Below are 17796 nucleotides of genomic sequence, written 5' to 3'. Positions count from 1 at the left end.
CCCGCCCCGGCCCGCCCTCTCCGGCTCCGCATCTTGATGGAAGCCTTCTGGTCGCTCGCCGGCATGGCGAGCGCGGCCTTCATTGCCGCGACCCTGCTGCCGGCGCAGTCGGAAGCCGTCTTCGTCGGGCTGCTGGCGGCGAAGAGCGTCGATCCGCTCGCACTCTTCCTGACGGCGAGCCTGGCGAATACCGCCGGCTCGCTCCTCAACTGGTGGCTCGGCCGGCTCATCGCACAACGCGGCGTCGAGGCGCTGCCGGTGCGGCTGCGGCCCGACCCGGCCCGCCTCGCCAAGGCACAAGGCTGGTTCGGGCGCTTCGGCTGGCCCTCGCTGCTCTTCGCCTGGCTGCCGGTCGTCGGCGACCCGCTGACCTTCGTCGCGGGCACGCTGAACTTCCCGCTCGGGCGCTTCATCCTGCTGGTGCTGATCGGCAAGGCGGCGCGCTATGCGGCGCTCTGGGCAGGCTGGACGAGCCTCGCCTGAAGCGTTTTGGCGCGAAACGGATGCCGGTTCGCACGAAGAAAACGCTCCTGCATCCTTGGCAATTGCGCAACCGAGCCGGCCGGGCTACCAGCGAAGCTATCCGTTCAAGGAGATTACACGATGAGCATCCAGCGTATCCAGCCCGGTCCCCGCATGTCCAAGGCCGTCGTGCACGGCGACACCGTCTATCTGGCCGGCCAGGTCGCTGGCGCCGCAGCGGGCAAGAGCGTGGCGGAGCAGACGGCCGACATCCTCGGCATCATCGACGGCCTGCTGGCCGAGGCTGGCACGGACAAGTCGAAGCTGCTGATGGTCAATATCTGGCTCGCCGACATGTCGACCTTCGCCGAGATGAACGCCGTCTGGGACAAGTGGGTCGTTGCGGGCGCCACGCCGGGCCGCGCCACGGTCGAGGCCAAGCTCGCCGCGCCGCAGTTCACGGTCGAGATCGCGGTCATCGCCGCGAAGTGAGATTGGACGCCTCGGGCCGGCAGCGGAAGCCGCTTCCGGCCCGGGGACATGCATCGCCGCCATGAGCCCAGCGGGAGCATGGCGGTAGCCCTGGCGGGAGGCGGCTATCGGCCGTTTGGACGAGATCACACCGCTTCTGGCCCGGGTCGCCGGACGCCACGGATTGCCGCCGGTCGCGCTGGCCGCGATGGTCGGCGACTGGCTCACCGATGCCGGCAAGGCCTTGCCGAACGAGACGCTGCTCGACCGCAAGGCCCAGGACTTTCTGACCTTGGCCCGTCGCCTGACATCGCCGCTCGACGATGCGGAGATCCGGCGGCTGCGCGCCGAAGCGGCGGCCGCCATCGCCGCCGGCCGGCTCGCCGAAGCCGACAAGGCTCTGGCGAAGGCCGAACTCCATCTGATCGGAAAAGTCACCGACCTCACCGCCCTGTCGGCGGGAAGCCGGGTGCGGATCGGCGAAAACCGGGCCGACCGCGCAGCACTCAGCTTCCTGCGCGCCGCGCCGGAAAGCTACCGCGAAGCAGCGGCGCGCTATGGCGAGGCTTCAGCGCTGATCGGGCTCGTCGATATCGAACACAGCCGCCGGGCCGCGCTCGACCAAGCCAGCGCGCTCGCCCGCATCAGCGAGGATTTCGGCGGCCGCGAGGGCTATGACGCCGCCGCGGCAGTGCTGCGTCGCCAACTCGAAGGGCTGGACAGCCTGGAAGATACCACCGCCTTCGCCGAAGCCGAGGAAGCGCTGGCCGGCGCCCTCGAAGGGCTTGCGCAGGTCACGGATGAGAAGTCGCTTCGCAGCGAGGCCCTGGCGCATTGCCGGCGCGCGCTGGAGCATCTCCAGCGCGATGAAGCTCCGCTGCTCTGGCGCGCGCTGAAGCTCCGCTTCGGCCGGCTCGCGCTCATTCTCGGCAAGAGACAACAGGACGAGGCCCTGCTGGAAGAGGCGATTTCCGCCTTCGCGACCGTGCTTGCCGCCTGGGACCGCAGCAGCGACGAGACGCGCTGGCTCGAGGCCGAGCACATGATCGCGCGCGCACGCGCGGTGCTCGGCAGCCGCCGCAACGATCTGGCCCTGCTGGAACGCGCCTTCAACAGCCTCACCCGGGTCGCCGCGGCCGTCGACCGCGAAAAGGAGCCGCTGCGCTGGGCCGAACTTCAAGACCAGATGGGCAGCGTTCTCGGCGCCATGGCCGAACGCTACACCGAACCGGTGGTGATCGAAGAGGCCATTGCGACATTTGCGGCCGCGCTGGAAGAGCGCCGACGCGAGACCGTGCCGCTGCTCTGGGCCCAGACGCGCGCGGCCCAGGCCGAGGCCATGCTGCAGCTCGCACGCCGCGGCAAGGACAAGGACCTCGCCCAAAAAGCTCTGGCGCAGCTGGTCGAGGCCGTGGAAACCGCGTGCAAGGCCGACCCCGGCGCCGCCGCGGGTCTCCRGCAACGCCTGGCCGCGGCCGGAGAGCTGGCGACGCGCCTGCTCTCGGAATAGTCCCGAATCAGCCGCGCGGGCGCCGCTCCGCGAGCCGCTCCAGCGCCGCGTCGAGCGTCGCATCGCGCTTGGCGAAGCAGAAACGGACCACGTTCTTCACCGCGCCTTCCGCATAGAAGGCGCTGACGGGGATGGCGGCGACGCCGTTCTCCATGACGAGACGGCGGCAGAAATCGACATCGTCGCTCTCGCCGAGCGGCGCGATATCGAGATTGAGGAAATAGGTGCCGGCGCTCGGCAGAACCTGGAATCCCAGGTCGCGAAGCCCCGTGGCGAAGCGGTCGCGCGAGCGCTGGAAATCGGCCCGCATCCCTTCGAAATAGCCGTCTTCCTTGCCAAGCCCGTAGGCGACCGCGGCCTGCAGGTTCGGCGGGGTGGTGAAGGTGATGTATTGATGCGCCTTGGCSAGCACSCGCATGATCGCGGGYGCCGCCATGACCAGCCCGACCTTCCAGCCCGTTAGCGAGAAGATCTTGCCGGCCGACGAGATCTTGACGGTGCGCTCGCGCATGTCGGGCCGCCCCAGCACCGGCACATGGCGGTGGCCGTCGAAGACGACATGCTCCCAGACCTCGTCGCAGACCGCGATCGCATCATAGCGGTTGCAGAAGGAGGCGAGCAGGTCGAGATCGGCCTCGCTGAAGATCGTCGCCGTCGGGTTGAGCGGGTTGTTGAACAGCACGACGCGCGTCTTCGGCGAGAAGGCTTTCGCCAGCGCCTCCTCGGTCAGGCCGAAATGCGGCGGCGTCAGCGTCACGAATTTCGGGATGCCGCCGGCCCGGCGCACCAGCGGCACATAGGCGTCGTACATCGGCTCGAACAGCACGACCTCGTCRCCSGGCGTSAYCARCGCCATCAGCGCCCCGGCGATGGCCTCGGTCGCGCCGGAGGTCACCATGATCTCGCTGTCGGGATCGAGATCGAGCCCCTGCCARTGCTTGTAATGGGTCGCAACCGCCTGCCGCAGTTCCGGCAGGCCCATCATCGGCGGATACTGATTCCAGCCATCGATCACCGCCTCGGCCGCCTTGCGCCGGACATCCTCCGGCCCGGGATCATCCGGAAAGCCCTGCCCGAGATTGACCGCGCCGGTCTCGCGCGCGAGCTGGGACATGACCTCGAAGACACTGGTCTGAAGGGCGGAAAAGATCGGATTCATCGGGATTTCGGCGTCCGGCAGGCTTTTGCTGGGCCCGGCTCTACCATGCCGTGGGAACGTGTGCATCCCCGTTCGGGGTCGTCGTTCCGGCGCCTGAAAATATCGAATGATGAATGTTGACATTCATCACCGGTCAGTGTCTATTCACTTTCAGCCGGTCTACGGCGGACGCCCGTTGCGACTTCGCCCCTTTGGCGCAGCAGGATGCCGCAGTAGGCCGGCGAAATATGTCAGGGGCCTCGCGACATCTGGCCCGTCGGCGCAAACGCCCTGCTTTGTTCGCAAAGCCTCTCCCTTTCCCTCGCAGATGATCTAAGCAGGCGCATGGACCGCGCCCGCACGCCCGCCATCATGATTCTCGGCACCGGCTCGAATGTCGGCAAGTCGCTGATCGTCGCCGGCTTGTGCCGGCTCTTCGCCGATCGCGGGATGCGGGTGCGCCCGTTCAAGCCGCAGAACATGTCCAACAATGCCGCCGCCACCGCCGAAGGCGAGATCGRCCGGGCGCAGGCGCTGCAGGCGCGGGCCGCGCGGGTCGCGCCGCATCCGGACATGAACCCGGTCCTGCTGAAGCCCGAGGGCGAGCAGGGCAGCCAGATCATCCTGCAAGGCCGCGTCGCCGGCCGCCTCGCCTCGCGCGACTTCGCCCGGCGCGGCGATTTCCTGCCGCAGGTCCTGCAAAGCTACGAGCGGCTCTGCGCCGATGCCGATCTCGTCATCGTCGAGGGCGCCGGCTCGGCCGCGGAAACCAATCTGCGCGCCCGCGACATCGCCAATCTGGGCTTCGCCCGCGCCGCGGACGTGCCTGCCATCCTGATCGGGGACATCGACCGCGGCGGCGTGATCGCCAGCCTCGTCGGCAGCCATGCGGTGCTCGACCCCGCCGACCGGGCGATGATCCACGGTTTCGCCGTCAATCGTTTCCGCGGCGCGGTCGAATTGTTCCGGCCGGGCGTCGAGACCATCGCCACAGCCACCGGCTGGCACTGCCTCGGCGTGGTGCCCTGGTTCGCGGCGGCGCACCGGCTGCCGGCCGAGGACGGCCTCGATCTGCGTTCCGAGCGCAAGCCCGGTGCCCGCATCCGCATCGCCGTGCCCATCCTGCCCGGCATCGCCAATTTCGACGATCTCGATCCGCTCAAGCTCGAAGCGGAGGTCGATCTGGTGCTGGTGCCACCGGGACAGCCCCTGCCGATCGCCGATGTGGTGATCCTGCCCGGTTCCAAGACGACGCTGCGGGACCTCGCCGCGCTGCGCGCCGAAGGCTGGGACATCGACATCCTGGCGCATCGCCGTCGCGGCGGGCATGTGCTCGGGCTCTGCGGCGGCTACCAGATGCTGGGGCGCGTCGTCCGCGACCCGTCGGGCATCGAGGGGCCGGCCGGAGAGGCGCCCGGCCTCGGGTTGCTCGATGTCGAGACGGTGCTCGACGCCGACAAGACGGTGCGCGAGACCCGCTTCACCCATGCGGCCAGCGCTGCGCGGGGACGCGCCTACGAGATCCATCTCGGCCGGACCGAAGGCCCCGACACCCGGCGCGCGCCCTTCGCGGTCGATGGCCGGGCCGAGGGTGCGGCCAGCCCGGACGGCCGCGTCGCCGGCACCTATCTTCATGGCGCCTTCGCGTCGGATGCGATGCGGGCGGCCTGGCTCGGCGCGATCGGCGGCGGCACGCAAGGCTCGGATGTCCGGTTCGACGTGCTCGTCGAGCAGACCCTCGATGATCTCGCCGCCCATCTCGCGGGGCATCTCGATGTCGAAGCCTTGCTGGAGATCGCGCGCCGGCACCGGGGCGCTGCGATTTGAGTGAGGATCCTGTTCCTGCCCCGTTGAGGAGAAGCTCCCATCCCGCCGAAATCGTACGTCCCGCGCGCCGCGCGGAACTTATCGAGCCGCGCGCGATTGTTGCCACATGGGAGAAAAACTTTTATTCGCCATAGCGTTGACGAATGACGAAATTCGTCATAGCGATCAATACTCACCGCCTACACTAGAAAGCAAACAAAGCGGCCGCGCCGTGACCCACGCCGAACGCGATACCAGGCAGACCATCGTCGACACCGCCGAGCGCTTCTTTCGCGACATCGGCTACCAGAAGACGACCGTTGCGGACATCGCCAAGTCCCTGCGGATGAGTCCTGCCAATGTCTACCGCTTCTTCGACTCCAAGAAGTCGATCAACGAGGCGGTGCTGGAGCGCTACAAGCGCGAGCAGGAAGAGGCGATGATCGTCATCGCCGGTCAGGACCGGCCGGCGGCTGACAGGTTGCGCGATATCTTGGAGACCTCGTTCCGGCTCAATGTCGCTCGCTTCGCCGGCCATGTGCGGATGCAGGAGATGGTCTGCGCCGCGATGGAGGAAAGCTGGGACGCGATCATCGCCCATATCGAGCGCTTCGATGCCGTGCTGCGCCGCGTGGTGGTGGATGGCATCGCCAACGGTGAGTTCCGCGACATCGACCCGGTCCAGGCGACCGGCTGCATCCGCACGGCGATGACCCGCTTCATGCACCCGCTGCTCATCAACCAGTTCGAATGTCTGCCGGGCCCCTCGGCCGACGAGATGATCTCCTTCGTCTTGAGCGGGCTCGAAGCCCGACCGCCACGAGCCTGACCCGTTTTAGACCGGCTCGCGCGTTGACAAGCCGCCGAGGGAGCGGGATACCCCCGCTGACATGGCCATCCTGCCCAAACAGAACCTGAAGAAGTCCGCCATCGTCCTGCACGATCTGGTGATGACGGCGCTGGCGATCTGGCTCGTCTTCGTCGTGCGCTTCGAGGGCCGCCAGCTCACCGAGCATCTGCGCTATCTGCCGCGCTTCCTGCCCTTCTTCGTCGCCTATGCCGGACTGGTCTACTGGTTCTTCTCGCTGTACCGCTCGAAATGGCGCTTCGCCTCGCTGCCGGACCTCTCCAACATCGTGAAGGCCGTCTCGGTCCTGACGGTGACGCTGCTTGCGGTCGATTATCTCCTCGTCGCCCCGGATTTCTACGGCGCCTTCTATTTCGGCAAGATCTCGATCGCGCTCTACTGGCTGGTCCAGATCGCCCTGCTCGGCGGCCCGCGCCTGGCCTATCGCTACTTCAAATATGCCCGCGGCCGGACCAATGCCGAGCGCGAGGCGGTGCTGCCGGCCCTGCTGCTCGGCCGCGGCGTCGAGGTCGAGATGGTGATCCGGGCCATGGAAGCCGGGACGATGCGCCGGCTGCGCCCCGCCGGCATCCTCTCGCCGCGTCACGACGATCTCGGCCAGTCGATCCGTGGCGTGCCGGTGCTCGGCCTGCTCTCGGAGATCGGGACGGTCGCGGGCGAGGCGGCGGACCGTGGCGAGGGCTATCGCCGCATCGTCGCGACGCCCTCCGCATTGGTGCCCGAGGCCCATCCGGAGAAATGGCTCAGCCAGACGCGCCGGCTCGCCGTGCCGATCTCCCGGATCGACGCCTCCGGCGAAGGCACGCGCGACACCGACGTCGCGCCGCTGGAGATCGAGGATCTGCTGGTGCGCTCGACGGTGACCATCGACCGTGGGCGCCTCGGCGCCTTCCTGAAAGGCAAGCGCGTCATCGTCACCGGCGGCGGCGGCTCGATCGGCTCCGAGATCTGCCTGCGCTGCGCCGCCTTCGGCGCCGCCGAGCTGCTGGTGGTCGAGAGCTCCGAGCCCGCCCTGTTCCAGATCACCGAGCTGCTCGCCGTGCAGGAGCGCGACACGGTCGTCTCCGGCGTGCTCGCCGATGTCCGCGACCGCGAGCGCATCATGCCGCTCTTCGCCGGTTTCCAACCCGACATCGTCGTCCATGCCGCCGCGCTGAAGCAYGTRCCCTATCTCGAGGCCGACTGGAGCGAGGGCATCAAGACCAATATCTTCGGCTCGGTGAACGTCGCCGACGCGGCGATCGCCGCCGGGGCGAAGACCTTCGTGATGATCTCGACCGACAAGGCGATCGAGCCCGTCTCGATGCTGGGGGCGACGAAGCGCTTCGCCGAGATGTATGCGCAGTCGCGCGATGCCGAGTTCGTCGCGGCCGCCTCGGGCGTGCGCCTGGTCGCGGTGCGCTTCGGCAATGTGCTCGGCTCGGCCGGCTCGGTCGTGCCGAAGTTCAAGGCGCAGATCGCGCGCGGCGGGCCCGTCACGGTCACCAGCCCCGACATGATCCGCTATTTCATGACGATCCGCGAAGCCTGCGATCTCGTGCTGACGGCAGCGTCCCATACCGGGGCCGAGGATACCGATTCCGAGCGGGCCGCCGTGTATGTGCTCAAGATGGGCCAGCCCGTGCGGATCATGGACCTGGCCGAGCGGATGATCCGGCTGGCGGGCTACGAGCCCGGCGAGGATATCGAGATCGTCGTCAGCGGCGTGCGGCCGGGCGAGCGGCTCAACGAGATCCTCTTCGCCCGCGACGAGCCCATGGCCGAGACCGGCCTCGACGGGGTGATGGCCGCCAAGCCCAGCTTCGCCGGGCGGGCGAAGATCCAGAGCTGGCTCGCGCAACTGGACGAAGCCATCAAGGCGAATGACCGCGCCGCCGCCAACGCCGTGCTCGACGAGGCGATCCCGGATTTCAGCCGGCGCGAGCAGAGCCCGCCAGCCGCGCCAGCGCCGCCCCGGTCTCTACCGGCGGCCGCCATCCAGCGCTGAGCAGGCCTTCGGGGCGCGCCACGAGGCTGCCCGCGAGCTTGAGGAAGGTCTCCTCCCGCCCCGCCAGCCGCGCCGCCAGCCGCAGCCAGCCTTCCGGCACCGGCAGCAAGCCGGATCCACGGCCGAGGCCGCTGCGCAAGGCCGTGAGCATCCCGGCGACGCTGACCGGCTCCGGATCGGCGACGATGTAGTTCCGCCGGGGCGGGCAAGCCGGTGTCAGGGCGAAGCGGATGGCCTCAGCGAGGTTCTCGACGGCGAGCAGCGAGCGCGGCGCCTGAAGCCCGCCGAGCGGCAGGGGCAGCGGCAGCTTCGCCAGCTTCAGCAGGGCCGCCATATTGGCCTTGACGCCCGGCCCGTAGATCAGCACCGGGCGCAAGGCGACCCAGTCGAGAGCGAGCGCCGCGAGGCCCTGCTCCGCAGCCAGCTTGGAGCGGCCATAGGCATCGTCGGGAGCGGGCGCCGCATCCTCGGTCAGCGGAGGCCCGTCGAAGGCACCCGACAGCGCCTTGATCGACGAGAGATAGACGAAGCGGCGCACCCCCGCCGTAACCGCCGCCTGTGCCAGCTCCAGCGTCGCCTGCGTGTTGACACGGCCGTAGAGCGCCTCGTCGAGCCCCGGCCCTGCATGGGCGAGACCCGCCATATGCACGACATGGTCGACGCCGCGCAGCGCCTCGCTCCAATCCAGCGGTTGGGCGAGATCGCCGATCTTAACCGTCTCGACGCCGGCAGGCAGCGGAACCGGTCGCCGCAATGCGAGCCGCAGGCGCCAGCCCGCACCCGTCAGCGCCGCCACGACATGCGGCCCGACAAAGCCGCTGGCACCGGTGAGGAGGACGGTTCCCTCAGCCATGGCCAGCCCGTGGCGTCGCGAAGGCAGCGGTCAGCAAGCCGATCGGCAGCGAGCCGACGTCCCCGAGAAAGAGCTTCGCCACCGGCCGGTTGAAGGGCGCGAAGCCGATGAGCCCGCCGCAGAGGGCAGCCGCGAGCCAGCCCGTCGCCGGATCGATCACGCCCGCATTGCCGGCCAATGCGAGGGCCGCCGCAAGCGGCACGATGCCGGCGACGGTGATCCAGTCGAGCCCATCCATGAAGTTGACGAGATTGACGAACCAGATGCCGGCGACGAGCGCCAAGGCCCGCTCGGCGGCAAGCGGAAGGAACTCGGGAAACAACCGCAATTCCGGCGCGGCCCGAAACAGCACGAATCCGACGCAGGCCGCCTGCAGCGCCAATCGCAGGCTCGCCGGCAGAGGACGGATATCGTCCCAGGCACCGACCAGGGCGAGCACCGTCGCTCCCATCGCGACGACGAGCAGCGCGCGCCCGGCTTCGGCCTCGACGGGGCTCAGGCCGAAGGCCAGCGCGATGGCCAGGAAAGCGCCGGCGAGCACGGCAATGCCGCCGCCCTGCGGTGTCGGCACCGTGTGGCTCGAACGGGCGTTGGGGCGCGCCAGCGCGTAGCGTTGCAGCAGCGGACGCAGCAGCACGCAGAACAGCGCCGCCGCGAACGCGGCGGCGACAGAGATCGCGAAGGGGACGAGCACGATAGCCAAGGTGGCCGCACCATAATCGAGGCGGCCCAAAAACCTAGAGGCTATCGCGCAGTACCCTTGCTGGAACGTGCCGTGTTTTCACAGAAAGCAGCGTCATCCCGGACGCAGCGAAGCGGAGATCCGGAATCCATGTCTGAGCCTTGATCGGAAGCGCTCCGGCATGGATCCCGGGTCAAGCCCGGGATGACCACCGCGTGGCTCCGTCCAAATCAACGGGCTCTACTGCTTGAAGCCGATCAGGACACCGTCGGCGCCAAGCGGGCCATGATAGCGCAGCGTGCCGCCACCGGCCTCGCCGCCGGCGATGAAGCCGGCCTGCACCTGCTCGATCCGCACCGTGCCGGTCGAGGGACCGAGATTGCGCTGCTGCGCCAGTGCCGGCGTGGCCAGCATCATCATGGCGGCCAAGGAAACTGCTGTCTGTCTGATCATCGTCATCGTCCTATTCCGCGCGCCGGTAGCAGCGCCGACGACTCAACGCGCGAGTGGGCATTTCGATCCCATGCCGACAAATCGATGCGTGGAGACCCCATCCGCGGAGCCCCGGAAGGCACGGCGCCATCGGGGCTGAGGCCCCGTCACGGCATGGATTTACGGTTTCTTAACCACGTCGTCCTCCCCTTGACCTGTCCGGCGGGGCTTCTGGGGGCTCGGAAAGGACGATCAAATGCACGACCTCGAACATGAGCAGGCCGTCATGGACCAACTTGTCGGCTTGCCGGTTGCGGAGGTGGAAAGGGATCTGATTCTGGCGACCTTGCGGGAAACGGATGGGAACAGGACCCATGCCGCGAATCTGCTCGGCATCGCCATTCGCACCTTGCGCAACAAGATCAACCTCTACGCCGCCGAAGGCTACGACGTGCCGGAGCCGCCGCAGAGCGCGGCCTCGTAACGGCGCCGCCGCGCCTTTCCGTCAGCTTCCCTCCAGCAGCATGGCATAGATGTCTTCGCTGCTCGCGGCGCCGCGAATCCGATCGCAAGCCTCCGGCGAGCGCAGCCGCCGCGCGATGCAGGCGAGCGCGTCGATCCGCCCCTTGCCGCCGTTCTCGGGCGTCAGCACGAGGCAGACGAGATCGACCGGCCTGCCGTCGATCGCCTCATAGGCGACCGGCCGTTCGAGACGCGCCAGCAGGCCGAAAGGCTTCTCCAGCCCGGGAACGGGCGCATGCGGCATGGCGACCCCGCCGCCGACCCCGGTCGATCCGAGAGCCTCGCGCCGGATCAGCGCATCGAGAATGGCGGCCTGCGGCAGCGCGAGCCGTTCGGCGGCCGTTCGCGCGAGCGCCTGCAGCAGCGCGCCCTTCGAGCGCGCCGAAAGCGCGATGATGGAGCGTGGGAGGATGATGTCGGACGGGGTCATGCTTTGGTCTTCGTCACGTTCGGGCGGGCCGGAGGCCGGCTCACTCCGCCTCGCGCAGGCGATAGCCGACGCCGGTTTCGGTGGTGATGTATTGCGGCTGGTCGGGGACGCGCTCGATCTTCTGTCTGAGCTGCCGGACATAGACCCGCAGATACTGCACGTCGGCCGAAGCGCCCCAGACCTGCTTCATCAGATATTGGTGGGTCAGCACCTTGCCGGCATGCTGCACGAGGATGCGCAGGATATCGTATTCCTTCGGCGAGAGCTTCACCTCCCTGTCGCCCAGCCTGACGATGCGCTTGACCAGATCGACCGAGAGCTCGCCGGTCTGGAAGATCGGCTTCTCGCCCTGCTGCTGCAGCTTGTGACGCAGCGCGACCCGCAACCGCGCCGCGAGCTCCTTCATGCCGAAAGGCTTGGTGACGTAGTCGTCGGCGCCGTTCTCGAGCGCCTCGACGATGCCGGCCTCGTCGGTGCGGCTCGACAGGATCACGATCGGCAGCGCCAGCGCCTCCTCCCGCCATCTCCGCAGCAGCTCCTGGCCGGGCATGTCCGGCAGGCCGAGATCGAGGATGACGAGATCGGGCAATTGCTCCGCGATCCGCTCGATCGCCTCGCGCGCCGTGGCGGCCTCGCGAATGGCATAGCCCTCGGTCGAGAGGCCGACGCGCAGCAGGCGGCGGATCGCCGGCTCGTCGTCGACGACCAGAACCTCGATATCCGATGTCGTCATGTCAGCGGCTCCAACCTGTCCTGCCGCGCCTCGCTGGGCATCCGGATCGTGAAGACCGCGCCCATGCGGTCCTGCCGGTTGCCGGCCTTGATCGTGCCGCCCATCGCCTCGACGAAACCGCGGCAGATGGAGAGGCCGAGCCCGGTGCCGGCGCGAACCTGATCGCCCTTCCTGACCCGGTAGAAGCTGTCGAAGACGCGCTCCAGATCGGAGGGCGGCAGGCCCGGGCCCTCATCGGCGACCTCGATGGCGACCGCGCCGTCATCCTGCCGGGCGCTGATCGCGATCGTGCTGCCGGCCGGCGCGTATTTGGCGGCGTTGTCGACGAGGTTGAACAGCACCTGCTCGAACAGCACGGGATCGAGCCTGAGCATCGGCAAATCTTCGGGAAGCCCGGTCTCGACGCGATGGCCGGCGGTGATCTTCGCGGCGCGGCGCAGCGCGCTGCCGACCACCTCCGCCACATCCACCGGCGCCGCATTCGGCTCCATCGCGCCGGATTCGATCTTGGTCATGTCGAGCAGATTGGCGATGAAGCGGTTGAGACGTTCGGACTCGTCGATCACGGTCGCGAGCAGGGCCGCGTGGTCGTCCTCCGGCAAGGCGTTGCGATAGTCGCGCAAGGTGCCGGCGGCGCCCATGATCGAGGCCAGCGGCGTCTTGAGATCGTGCGAGATCGAGGTCAGCAGCGCCGAGCGCAGGCGGTCGGCCTCGGCTGCGAGCCTGGCCCGGTCGACATCGGCGACGAGCTGGATGCGCTCGATGGCGACGGCTGCCTGATCGGCCAGCGCATCGAGCAGGCGCTGCTGCTCGGGCGTCAGCAGCGGGCCTTCCCGGTCGTCGTCGAGGCCGATCACGCCGACAGCGGTCCGCCCCGTGCGCAACGGCAGATAGAAGCGCTTCGCGCCGGGCAGCGTATCGGCGCCGCGCCCGGCCGGACGGTTATGCTCCCAGGCCCAGCGCGCCGCGGCGATATCGGCATCGACCAGCGTGTCGTCAGGCGGATAGCCGGCGCGGACCGCGAGAGAGCCCTCCTCGGGCATGAGGATCACGACGCGCACCCGCAGCATGGAGGCGATCTGGAAGGCGCTCGCCCAGAGCACGTCGTCGAGCGTGCCCGTGCCGGCGAGCTTCTTGGAGAAGAGATAGAGATCCTCCGTGGTGCGGGCGCGCTGGCGGGCGGCATCGGCCTGGCGCTGGACGCGCGCGGTGAGATTGCTCGCGATGACGGCGACGAGCAGGAAGAAGGCCAGCGCGACCGCGTTCTCCGGGTCGTTGATCGTCAGGGTGTAGAGCGGGGGGATGAAGAAGAAATTCAGCGCCAGCGCGCTCAGGACCGAAGCGAGGAGCGCCGGCCAGAAGCCGCCGGTGACGGCCGAGATCAGCACGCTCATCAAGAAGACCAGCGCGATATTGCGAAGGTCCATGACCTGGCTGAGCAGTTCGGCGACGCCGAGCGCGATCGCGACCGAGACGAGCACGCCGAGATAGGGCCGCAGGCTGAACGGGCGCGGGCCGTCGGCTGCGAGCGGGCGGGCGTCCTTCTCGCCTTCCGCGACCGAGACGACATGCACGCTGATGTCGCCGGCGCGGCGGATCAGGTCATGCGAGACCGAGCCGCTGAACAGCTCGCGCCAGCGCGGCTTGGCCGGCTTGCCGACGACGATCTGCGTGACGTTGTTCGCCGCCGCATGGCGAATGATCTCGCCGGCGACGTCCTGTCCCGGCAGGGTGACCGCCTCGCCGCCGAGCTGCTCGGCGAGCCGCAACGCGCCGGCCACACGCGTCTTGGCCGCCTCCGTCAGCGCGGCGGCGCGCGGCGTCTCGACATAGAGCGCGCTCCAGGGCGCGCGCAGCCGGTCGGCCTGGCGCTTGGCGAGGCGGACCAGGGCAGCGGAGCCGGCACCGTCATCGATGCAGACGAGGATGCGGTCCCCCGCCGCCCAGGGCCCGGGGATCGCGTGCCTCTGCATATGGCTGAGCAGTTGCTCGTCGACCCGCTGCGCCGTGCGGCGTAGCGCCAGCTCGCGCAGGGCCGTCAGGTTGCCGGGCGAGAAGTAGTTCTCGATGGCGCGCCGGGCCGTGTTGCCGAGATAGACCTTGCCCTCCTGGAGCCGCCTGATCAGGTCGGCCGGGGTCAGGTCGATGACCTCGATATCGTCAGCGCGGTCGAGAACAGAATCCGGCACGGTTTCGCGCACCCGGATGCGGGTGATCTGCGCGACCACGTCGTTCAGGCTCTCGACATGCTGGATGTTCAGCGTGGTGTAGACGTCGATGCCTTGCGAGAGCAGTTCCTCGACATCGAGATGGCGCTTCGGATGGCGGCTGCCGGGCACATTGGTGTGTGCGAGCTCGTCGACCAGCACGAGCGCCGGCCGCCGGGCCAGGATGGCATCGAGATCCATCTCCTCGAGCGCGCGCCCCTTGTAGTCGACGCTCCGGCGCGGGACGATCTCGAAGCCGTCGACCAGCCCTTGCGTCTCCTTGCGGCCATGGGTTTCGACGATGCCGATGACGACATCGATGCCCTCGGCCTTCCGGGCCCTGCCGGAGGTCAGCATCTCATAGGTCTTGCCGACGCCCGGCGCCGCGCCGAGGAAGATCTTCAGGCGGCCGCGCCCCTCCCGCCGGGCGCTTTCGAGCAGCGCCTCGGGCGAGGGCCTGGCCCTGATCTCGCGATGATTCTCGGCGGTTGGCATGTCGGTATCGCGGGGCAATGGCGGATCGGGAGCCGCCATTGCCTTTGTGTCAGCGCGAAGCGGCGCCGTCGAGGGCGAGGTTGAGCGCGAGCACGTTGACGACGGGCTCGCCGAGGAAGCCGAGCTTGCGCGGTTCGACATGGGCGTYGACCAGCGCCTTGATGCCCGCAGGGTCGGCATTGCGCGCCTTGGCGACGCGGGCGACCTGGAAATAGGCGGCTTCCGGCGAGATATGCGGGTCGAGCCCGCTGCCCGAGGTCGTCACCAGATCCATCGGCACCGGGGCGCCGGGATTCTCGGCCTTGAGCTTCTCGGCATCGGCCTTGATGCGCTCGATCAGCTTCTGGCTGGTCGGGCCGAGATTGGAACCGCCGGAGCTCGCGGCATTGTAGGGCGCGTCGATGGTCTTCGTGCTGTCGTTCGGATCGGTCGCGACCGTCGCCGAGGGGCGGCCGTGGAAATAGCGCTCGCCGGTGAAATTCTGGCCGATCAGGCTGGAGCCGACGATYTTGCCGTCCTTCTCGATCAGGCTGCCATTGGCCTGGCGTGGGAAGACGATCTGGGCAATGCCGGTCATCGCCAGCGGGTAGACGAGGCCGGTGATCGCCGTGAGGGCGAGGATCATCACCAGAGCGGGGCGGATCTGCTTGAGCATGGTGGCGGCTCCTTAGACGAGGTGCAGCGCGGTCACGGCCATGTCGATGGCCTTGATACCGATGAAGGGCACGACGAGCCCGCCGAGCCCGTAGACGAGCAGGTTGCGGCTAAGCAAAGCGCCGGCGCCGACGGCCCGGTACTTCACGCCCTTCAGCGCGAGCGGGATCAGCGCGACGATGATCAGCGCGTTGAAGATGATGGCCGACAGGATGGCGCTCTGCGGCGTCTGCAAACCCATGATGTTGAGCGCGCCRAGCTGYGGRTAGAAGGCCAGGAACATCGCCGGGATGATGGCGAAGTACTTGGCGACGTCGTTGGCGATCGAGAAGGTGGTCAGCGCGCCGCGCGTCATCAGGAGCTGCTTGCCGATCTCGACGATCTCGATGAGCTTGGTCGGGTCCGAGTCGAGATCGACCATGTTGCCAGCCTCGCGCGCCGCGACCGTGCCGGTGTTCATGGCGACGCCGACATCGGCCTGCGCCAGCGCCGGCGCATCGTTGGTGCCGTCACCGCACATGGCGACAAGCTTGCCCTTGGCCTGCTCCTCGCGGATCAAAGTGAGCTTGTTCTCCGGCGTGGCCTGGGCAAGGAAGTCGTCGACGCCGGCCTCGGCCGCGATGGCGGCGGCGGTCATCGGGTTGTCGCCGGTGATCATCACGGTGCGGATGCCCATGCGGCGCAGTTCCGCGAAGCGCTCGCGGACGCCGCCCTTGACGATGTCCTTGAGGTGGATGACGCCGAGCAGGCGCCCATCCTTCGCCACGGCGAGCGGCGTGCCGCCGGCCTTGGCGATCTCGGCGGCACTGGCCTGGACCTCGCGCACCACGCCGGCCGCGGGGCGTGYCCCGATGGCGCCGGCCTCGACATGGTTCAGCACGGCATCGACGGCGCCCTTGCGGATCTGCGAGCCTTCGAGATCGACGCCGCTCATCCGGCTCTGCGCGGTGAAGGGCACGAAGCTGGCATGGAGGGCGCCCATGTCACGGGCGCGGATGCCGTATTTCTCCTTGGCGAGCACGACGATCGAGCGGCCCTCCGGCGTCTCGTCGGCGAGCGAGGCGATCTGGGCGGCGTCCGCAAGCTCCTGCTCGCTGACGCCGGAGACCGGCTTGAACTCCGTCGCCTGGCGGTTACCGAGCGTGATCGTGCCGGTCTTGTCGAGCAGGAGCGTATCGACATCGCCGGCGGCCTCGACGGCGCGGCCGGACATGGCGAGTACGTTGAAGCGCACCAGCCGGTCCATGYCGGCGATGCCGATGGCCGAGAGCAGCGCCCCGATGGTGGTCGGGATCAGCGTCACGAACAGCGCGACCAGCACCACGACCGGGATATAGCCCCCGGCATAGGCGGCGAAGCTCGGGATCGTCGCGGTGGCGAGCACGAAGATCAGCGTCATGCCGGCGAGCAGGATGTTGAGCGCGATCTCGTTGGGCGTCTTCTGGCGCTCGGCGCCCTCGACCAGCGCGATCATGCGATCGATGAAGGTCGAGCCGGCGGCCGCCGTGATGCGCACGCGGATCCAGTCCGAGAGCACCTGCGTGCCGCCGGTCACGGCGGAGCGGTCGCCGCCGGATTCGCGGATGACGGGGGCGGATTCGCCGGTGATCGCGGCCTCGTTCACCGAGGCGACGCCCTCGATGACCTCGCCATCCGAGGGGATGATGTCGCCGGCCTCGACCAGCACGACATCGCCGACCTTGAGCGAGGTGCCGGGCACGAGCCGGAACTGGCTGCGATCCTCGCCCGAAAGCAGCTTGGCCTGCGTTTCCGCGCGGGTCTTGCGCAGCGAATCCGCCTGCGCCTTGCCTCGCCCTTCCGCGACCGCTTCCGCGAAATTGGCGAAGAGCACGGTGAACCACAGCCAGATCACGATCTGGAAGGAGAAGCCGAGATGGCTGCCGCCGGTGACGAGGTCCCGGAGGAAGAGGATGGTGGTGAGCAGCGACACCACGGCGACGACGAACATCACCGGATTGCGGGCGAGGCTGCGCGGATCGAGCTTGCGGAGGGCGTCGCCCAGCGCCGGCACGAGGATGCGGGCGTCGATCAGGCTCGCGGATTTGGACTGGCTCATGAGAGACTCCAGCGAAGAAGGGGGCTGCCGGTCAGGCGCCGGCAAGCAGCGCGGCCAGCGCCCGGGCGACCAGCACGAAGAGCGCGAGCCCGGCCGTGGCGGCGAGGATGAGGGTGGAGGGACGTAGGCCGGCCTTGCCGGCTCCCGCGCCGTCGGCACGGTGGGGCGGCAGGGCATCGCGGCGCAGATTGCGAAGACAGCTCGACATGGCGGCCTCCTCAGAAGCTCTGCCCGGCGAGCATCGCCAGATGCTCGACGATCGGGCCGACCGCCAGCGCCGGGAAGAAGGTCAGGCCGCCGACGATCACGATGACGCCGACGAGGAGCCCGACGAAGAGCGGGCCGTCGGTCGGGAAGGTGCCGGCGGAGGCGGGCACCGACTTCTTCGCGGCGAGCGAGCCGGCGATAGCGAGCGCAGGCACGATGACCAGGAAGCGCCCGACCAGCATGGTGATGCCCAGGGTGAGGT

18 protein-coding genes are annotated in these 17796 nt (G+C 68.6%); 7 read left to right on the top strand and 11 right to left on the bottom strand.

Translation table 11 applies throughout. The annotated features are described in order from the left end of the window. Positions 1-36: 36 nt before the first annotated feature. From AB4Y99_RS00855 to AB4Y99_RS00845, 3 genes are all read left to right on the top strand, one after another. Positions 37-483, top strand: a complete 447-nt coding sequence (locus AB4Y99_RS00855) for a YqaA family protein (RefSeq protein WP_185747987.1) — start codon at positions 37-39, stop codon at positions 481-483. A gap of 120 nt (positions 484-603) precedes the next feature. Next, on the top strand, positions 604-954 hold the full coding sequence (locus tag AB4Y99_RS00850) for a RidA family protein (RefSeq protein WP_038364814.1): 351 nt from the start codon (positions 604-606) through the stop codon (positions 952-954). A 115-nt stretch (positions 955-1069) separates the two neighbouring features. Further along, complete coding sequence (locus AB4Y99_RS00845) at positions 1070-2443, top strand: hypothetical protein (protein WP_441522043.1); 1374 nt, start codon at positions 1070-1072, stop codon at positions 2441-2443. A 7-nt stretch (positions 2444-2450) separates the two neighbouring features. Here AB4Y99_RS00845 and AB4Y99_RS00840 read toward each other — a convergent pair whose 3' ends face one another. Continuing rightward, positions 2451-3602 (bottom strand): aminotransferase, encoded by a 1152-nt coding sequence (locus tag AB4Y99_RS00840; protein WP_441522042.1) that lies wholly within the window; start codon positions 3600-3602, stop codon positions 2451-2453. Between the two features lie 324 nt (positions 3603-3926). On the opposite strand from AB4Y99_RS00840, the gene AB4Y99_RS00835 reads away from it, so the two are divergent. The 3 genes from AB4Y99_RS00835 to AB4Y99_RS00825 all read left to right on the top strand — a co-directional run bounded on the left by AB4Y99_RS00835 (position 3927) and on the right by AB4Y99_RS00825 (position 8242). Then, positions 3927-5408: a cobyric acid synthase gene (locus AB4Y99_RS00835; protein ID WP_441522041.1), complete on the top strand. Its 1482-nt coding sequence runs from the start codon at positions 3927-3929 to the stop codon at positions 5406-5408. 211 nt (positions 5409-5619) lie between these two features. Beyond that, the gene (locus tag AB4Y99_RS00830) at positions 5620-6216 is read left to right on the top strand and encodes a TetR/AcrR family transcriptional regulator (RefSeq protein WP_318652225.1); all 597 of its coding nucleotides are present in this window, start codon (positions 5620-5622) and stop codon (positions 6214-6216) included. Positions 6217-6286: 70 nt separating this feature from the next. Beyond that, positions 6287-8242, top strand: coding sequence for an SDR family NAD(P)-dependent oxidoreductase (locus tag AB4Y99_RS00825; protein WP_038365225.1), 1956 nt, complete (start codon positions 6287-6289; stop codon positions 8240-8242). On the opposite strand, the gene AB4Y99_RS00820 is transcribed toward AB4Y99_RS00825, so the two are convergent. The 3 genes from AB4Y99_RS00820 to AB4Y99_RS00810 all read right to left on the bottom strand — a co-directional run bounded on the left by AB4Y99_RS00820 (position 8166) and on the right by AB4Y99_RS00810 (position 10236). After that, positions 8166-9095: an NAD-dependent epimerase/dehydratase family protein gene (locus AB4Y99_RS00820; protein WP_441522040.1), complete on the bottom strand. Its 930-nt coding sequence runs from the start codon at positions 9093-9095 to the stop codon at positions 8166-8168. The genes AB4Y99_RS00825 and AB4Y99_RS00820 overlap by 77 nt on opposite strands. Next, positions 9088-9789 (bottom strand): MraY family glycosyltransferase, encoded by a 702-nt coding sequence (locus AB4Y99_RS00815; protein ID WP_441522074.1) that lies wholly within the window; start codon positions 9787-9789, stop codon positions 9088-9090. The genes AB4Y99_RS00820 and AB4Y99_RS00815 overlap by 8 nt, the downstream gene beginning before the upstream one ends. A gap of 228 nt (positions 9790-10017) precedes the next feature. Continuing rightward, the gene (locus AB4Y99_RS00810; RefSeq protein WP_441522039.1) at positions 10018-10236 is read right to left on the bottom strand and encodes a hypothetical protein; all 219 of its coding nucleotides are present in this window, start codon (positions 10234-10236) and stop codon (positions 10018-10020) included. A gap of 229 nt (positions 10237-10465) precedes the next feature. Between AB4Y99_RS00810 and AB4Y99_RS00805 the strand changes: the two genes are divergently transcribed. Next, positions 10466-10693: a helix-turn-helix domain-containing protein gene (locus tag AB4Y99_RS00805; protein ID WP_142022389.1), complete on the top strand. Its 228-nt coding sequence runs from the start codon at positions 10466-10468 to the stop codon at positions 10691-10693. A 21-nt stretch (positions 10694-10714) separates the two neighbouring features. On the opposite strand, the gene AB4Y99_RS00800 is transcribed toward AB4Y99_RS00805, so the two are convergent. From AB4Y99_RS00800 to AB4Y99_RS00770, 7 genes are all read right to left on the bottom strand, one after another. Beyond that, complete coding sequence (locus tag AB4Y99_RS00800; protein WP_441522038.1) at positions 10715-11161, bottom strand: PTS sugar transporter subunit IIA; 447 nt, start codon at positions 11159-11161, stop codon at positions 10715-10717. Between the two features lie 40 nt (positions 11162-11201). Next, complete coding sequence (locus AB4Y99_RS00795) at positions 11202-11894, bottom strand: response regulator transcription factor (RefSeq protein WP_441522037.1); 693 nt, start codon at positions 11892-11894, stop codon at positions 11202-11204. Then, positions 11891-14596, bottom strand: coding sequence for a DUF4118 domain-containing protein (locus tag AB4Y99_RS00790; RefSeq protein ID WP_441522036.1), 2706 nt, complete (start codon positions 14594-14596; stop codon positions 11891-11893). Before AB4Y99_RS00790 ends, AB4Y99_RS00795 begins: the two co-directional genes overlap by 4 nt. A 49-nt stretch (positions 14597-14645) precedes the next feature. Further along, positions 14646-15251 (bottom strand): K(+)-transporting ATPase subunit C, encoded by a 606-nt coding sequence (locus AB4Y99_RS00785; protein WP_441522035.1) that lies wholly within the window; start codon positions 15249-15251, stop codon positions 14646-14648. A gap of 12 nt (positions 15252-15263) precedes the next feature. Further along, positions 15264-17327: a potassium-transporting ATPase subunit KdpB gene (gene kdpB, locus AB4Y99_RS00780; protein WP_441522034.1), complete on the bottom strand. Its 2064-nt coding sequence runs from the start codon at positions 17325-17327 to the stop codon at positions 15264-15266. A gap of 31 nt (positions 17328-17358) precedes the next feature. Next, positions 17359-17535 (bottom strand): hypothetical protein, encoded by a 177-nt coding sequence (locus AB4Y99_RS00775; RefSeq protein WP_162720006.1) that lies wholly within the window; start codon positions 17533-17535, stop codon positions 17359-17361. A gap of 10 nt (positions 17536-17545) precedes the next feature. Continuing rightward, on the bottom strand, positions 17546-17796 hold a 251-nt coding region (locus AB4Y99_RS00770), incomplete at its 5' end, for a potassium-transporting ATPase subunit KdpA (RefSeq protein WP_441522033.1).

Source organism: Allobosea sp. TAB14 (assembly GCF_052113865.1).
GTDB lineage: Bacteria > Pseudomonadota > Alphaproteobacteria > Rhizobiales > Beijerinckiaceae > Allobosea > Allobosea spartocytisi.
This window is presented reverse-complemented; position numbering and strand designations above follow the sequence as displayed.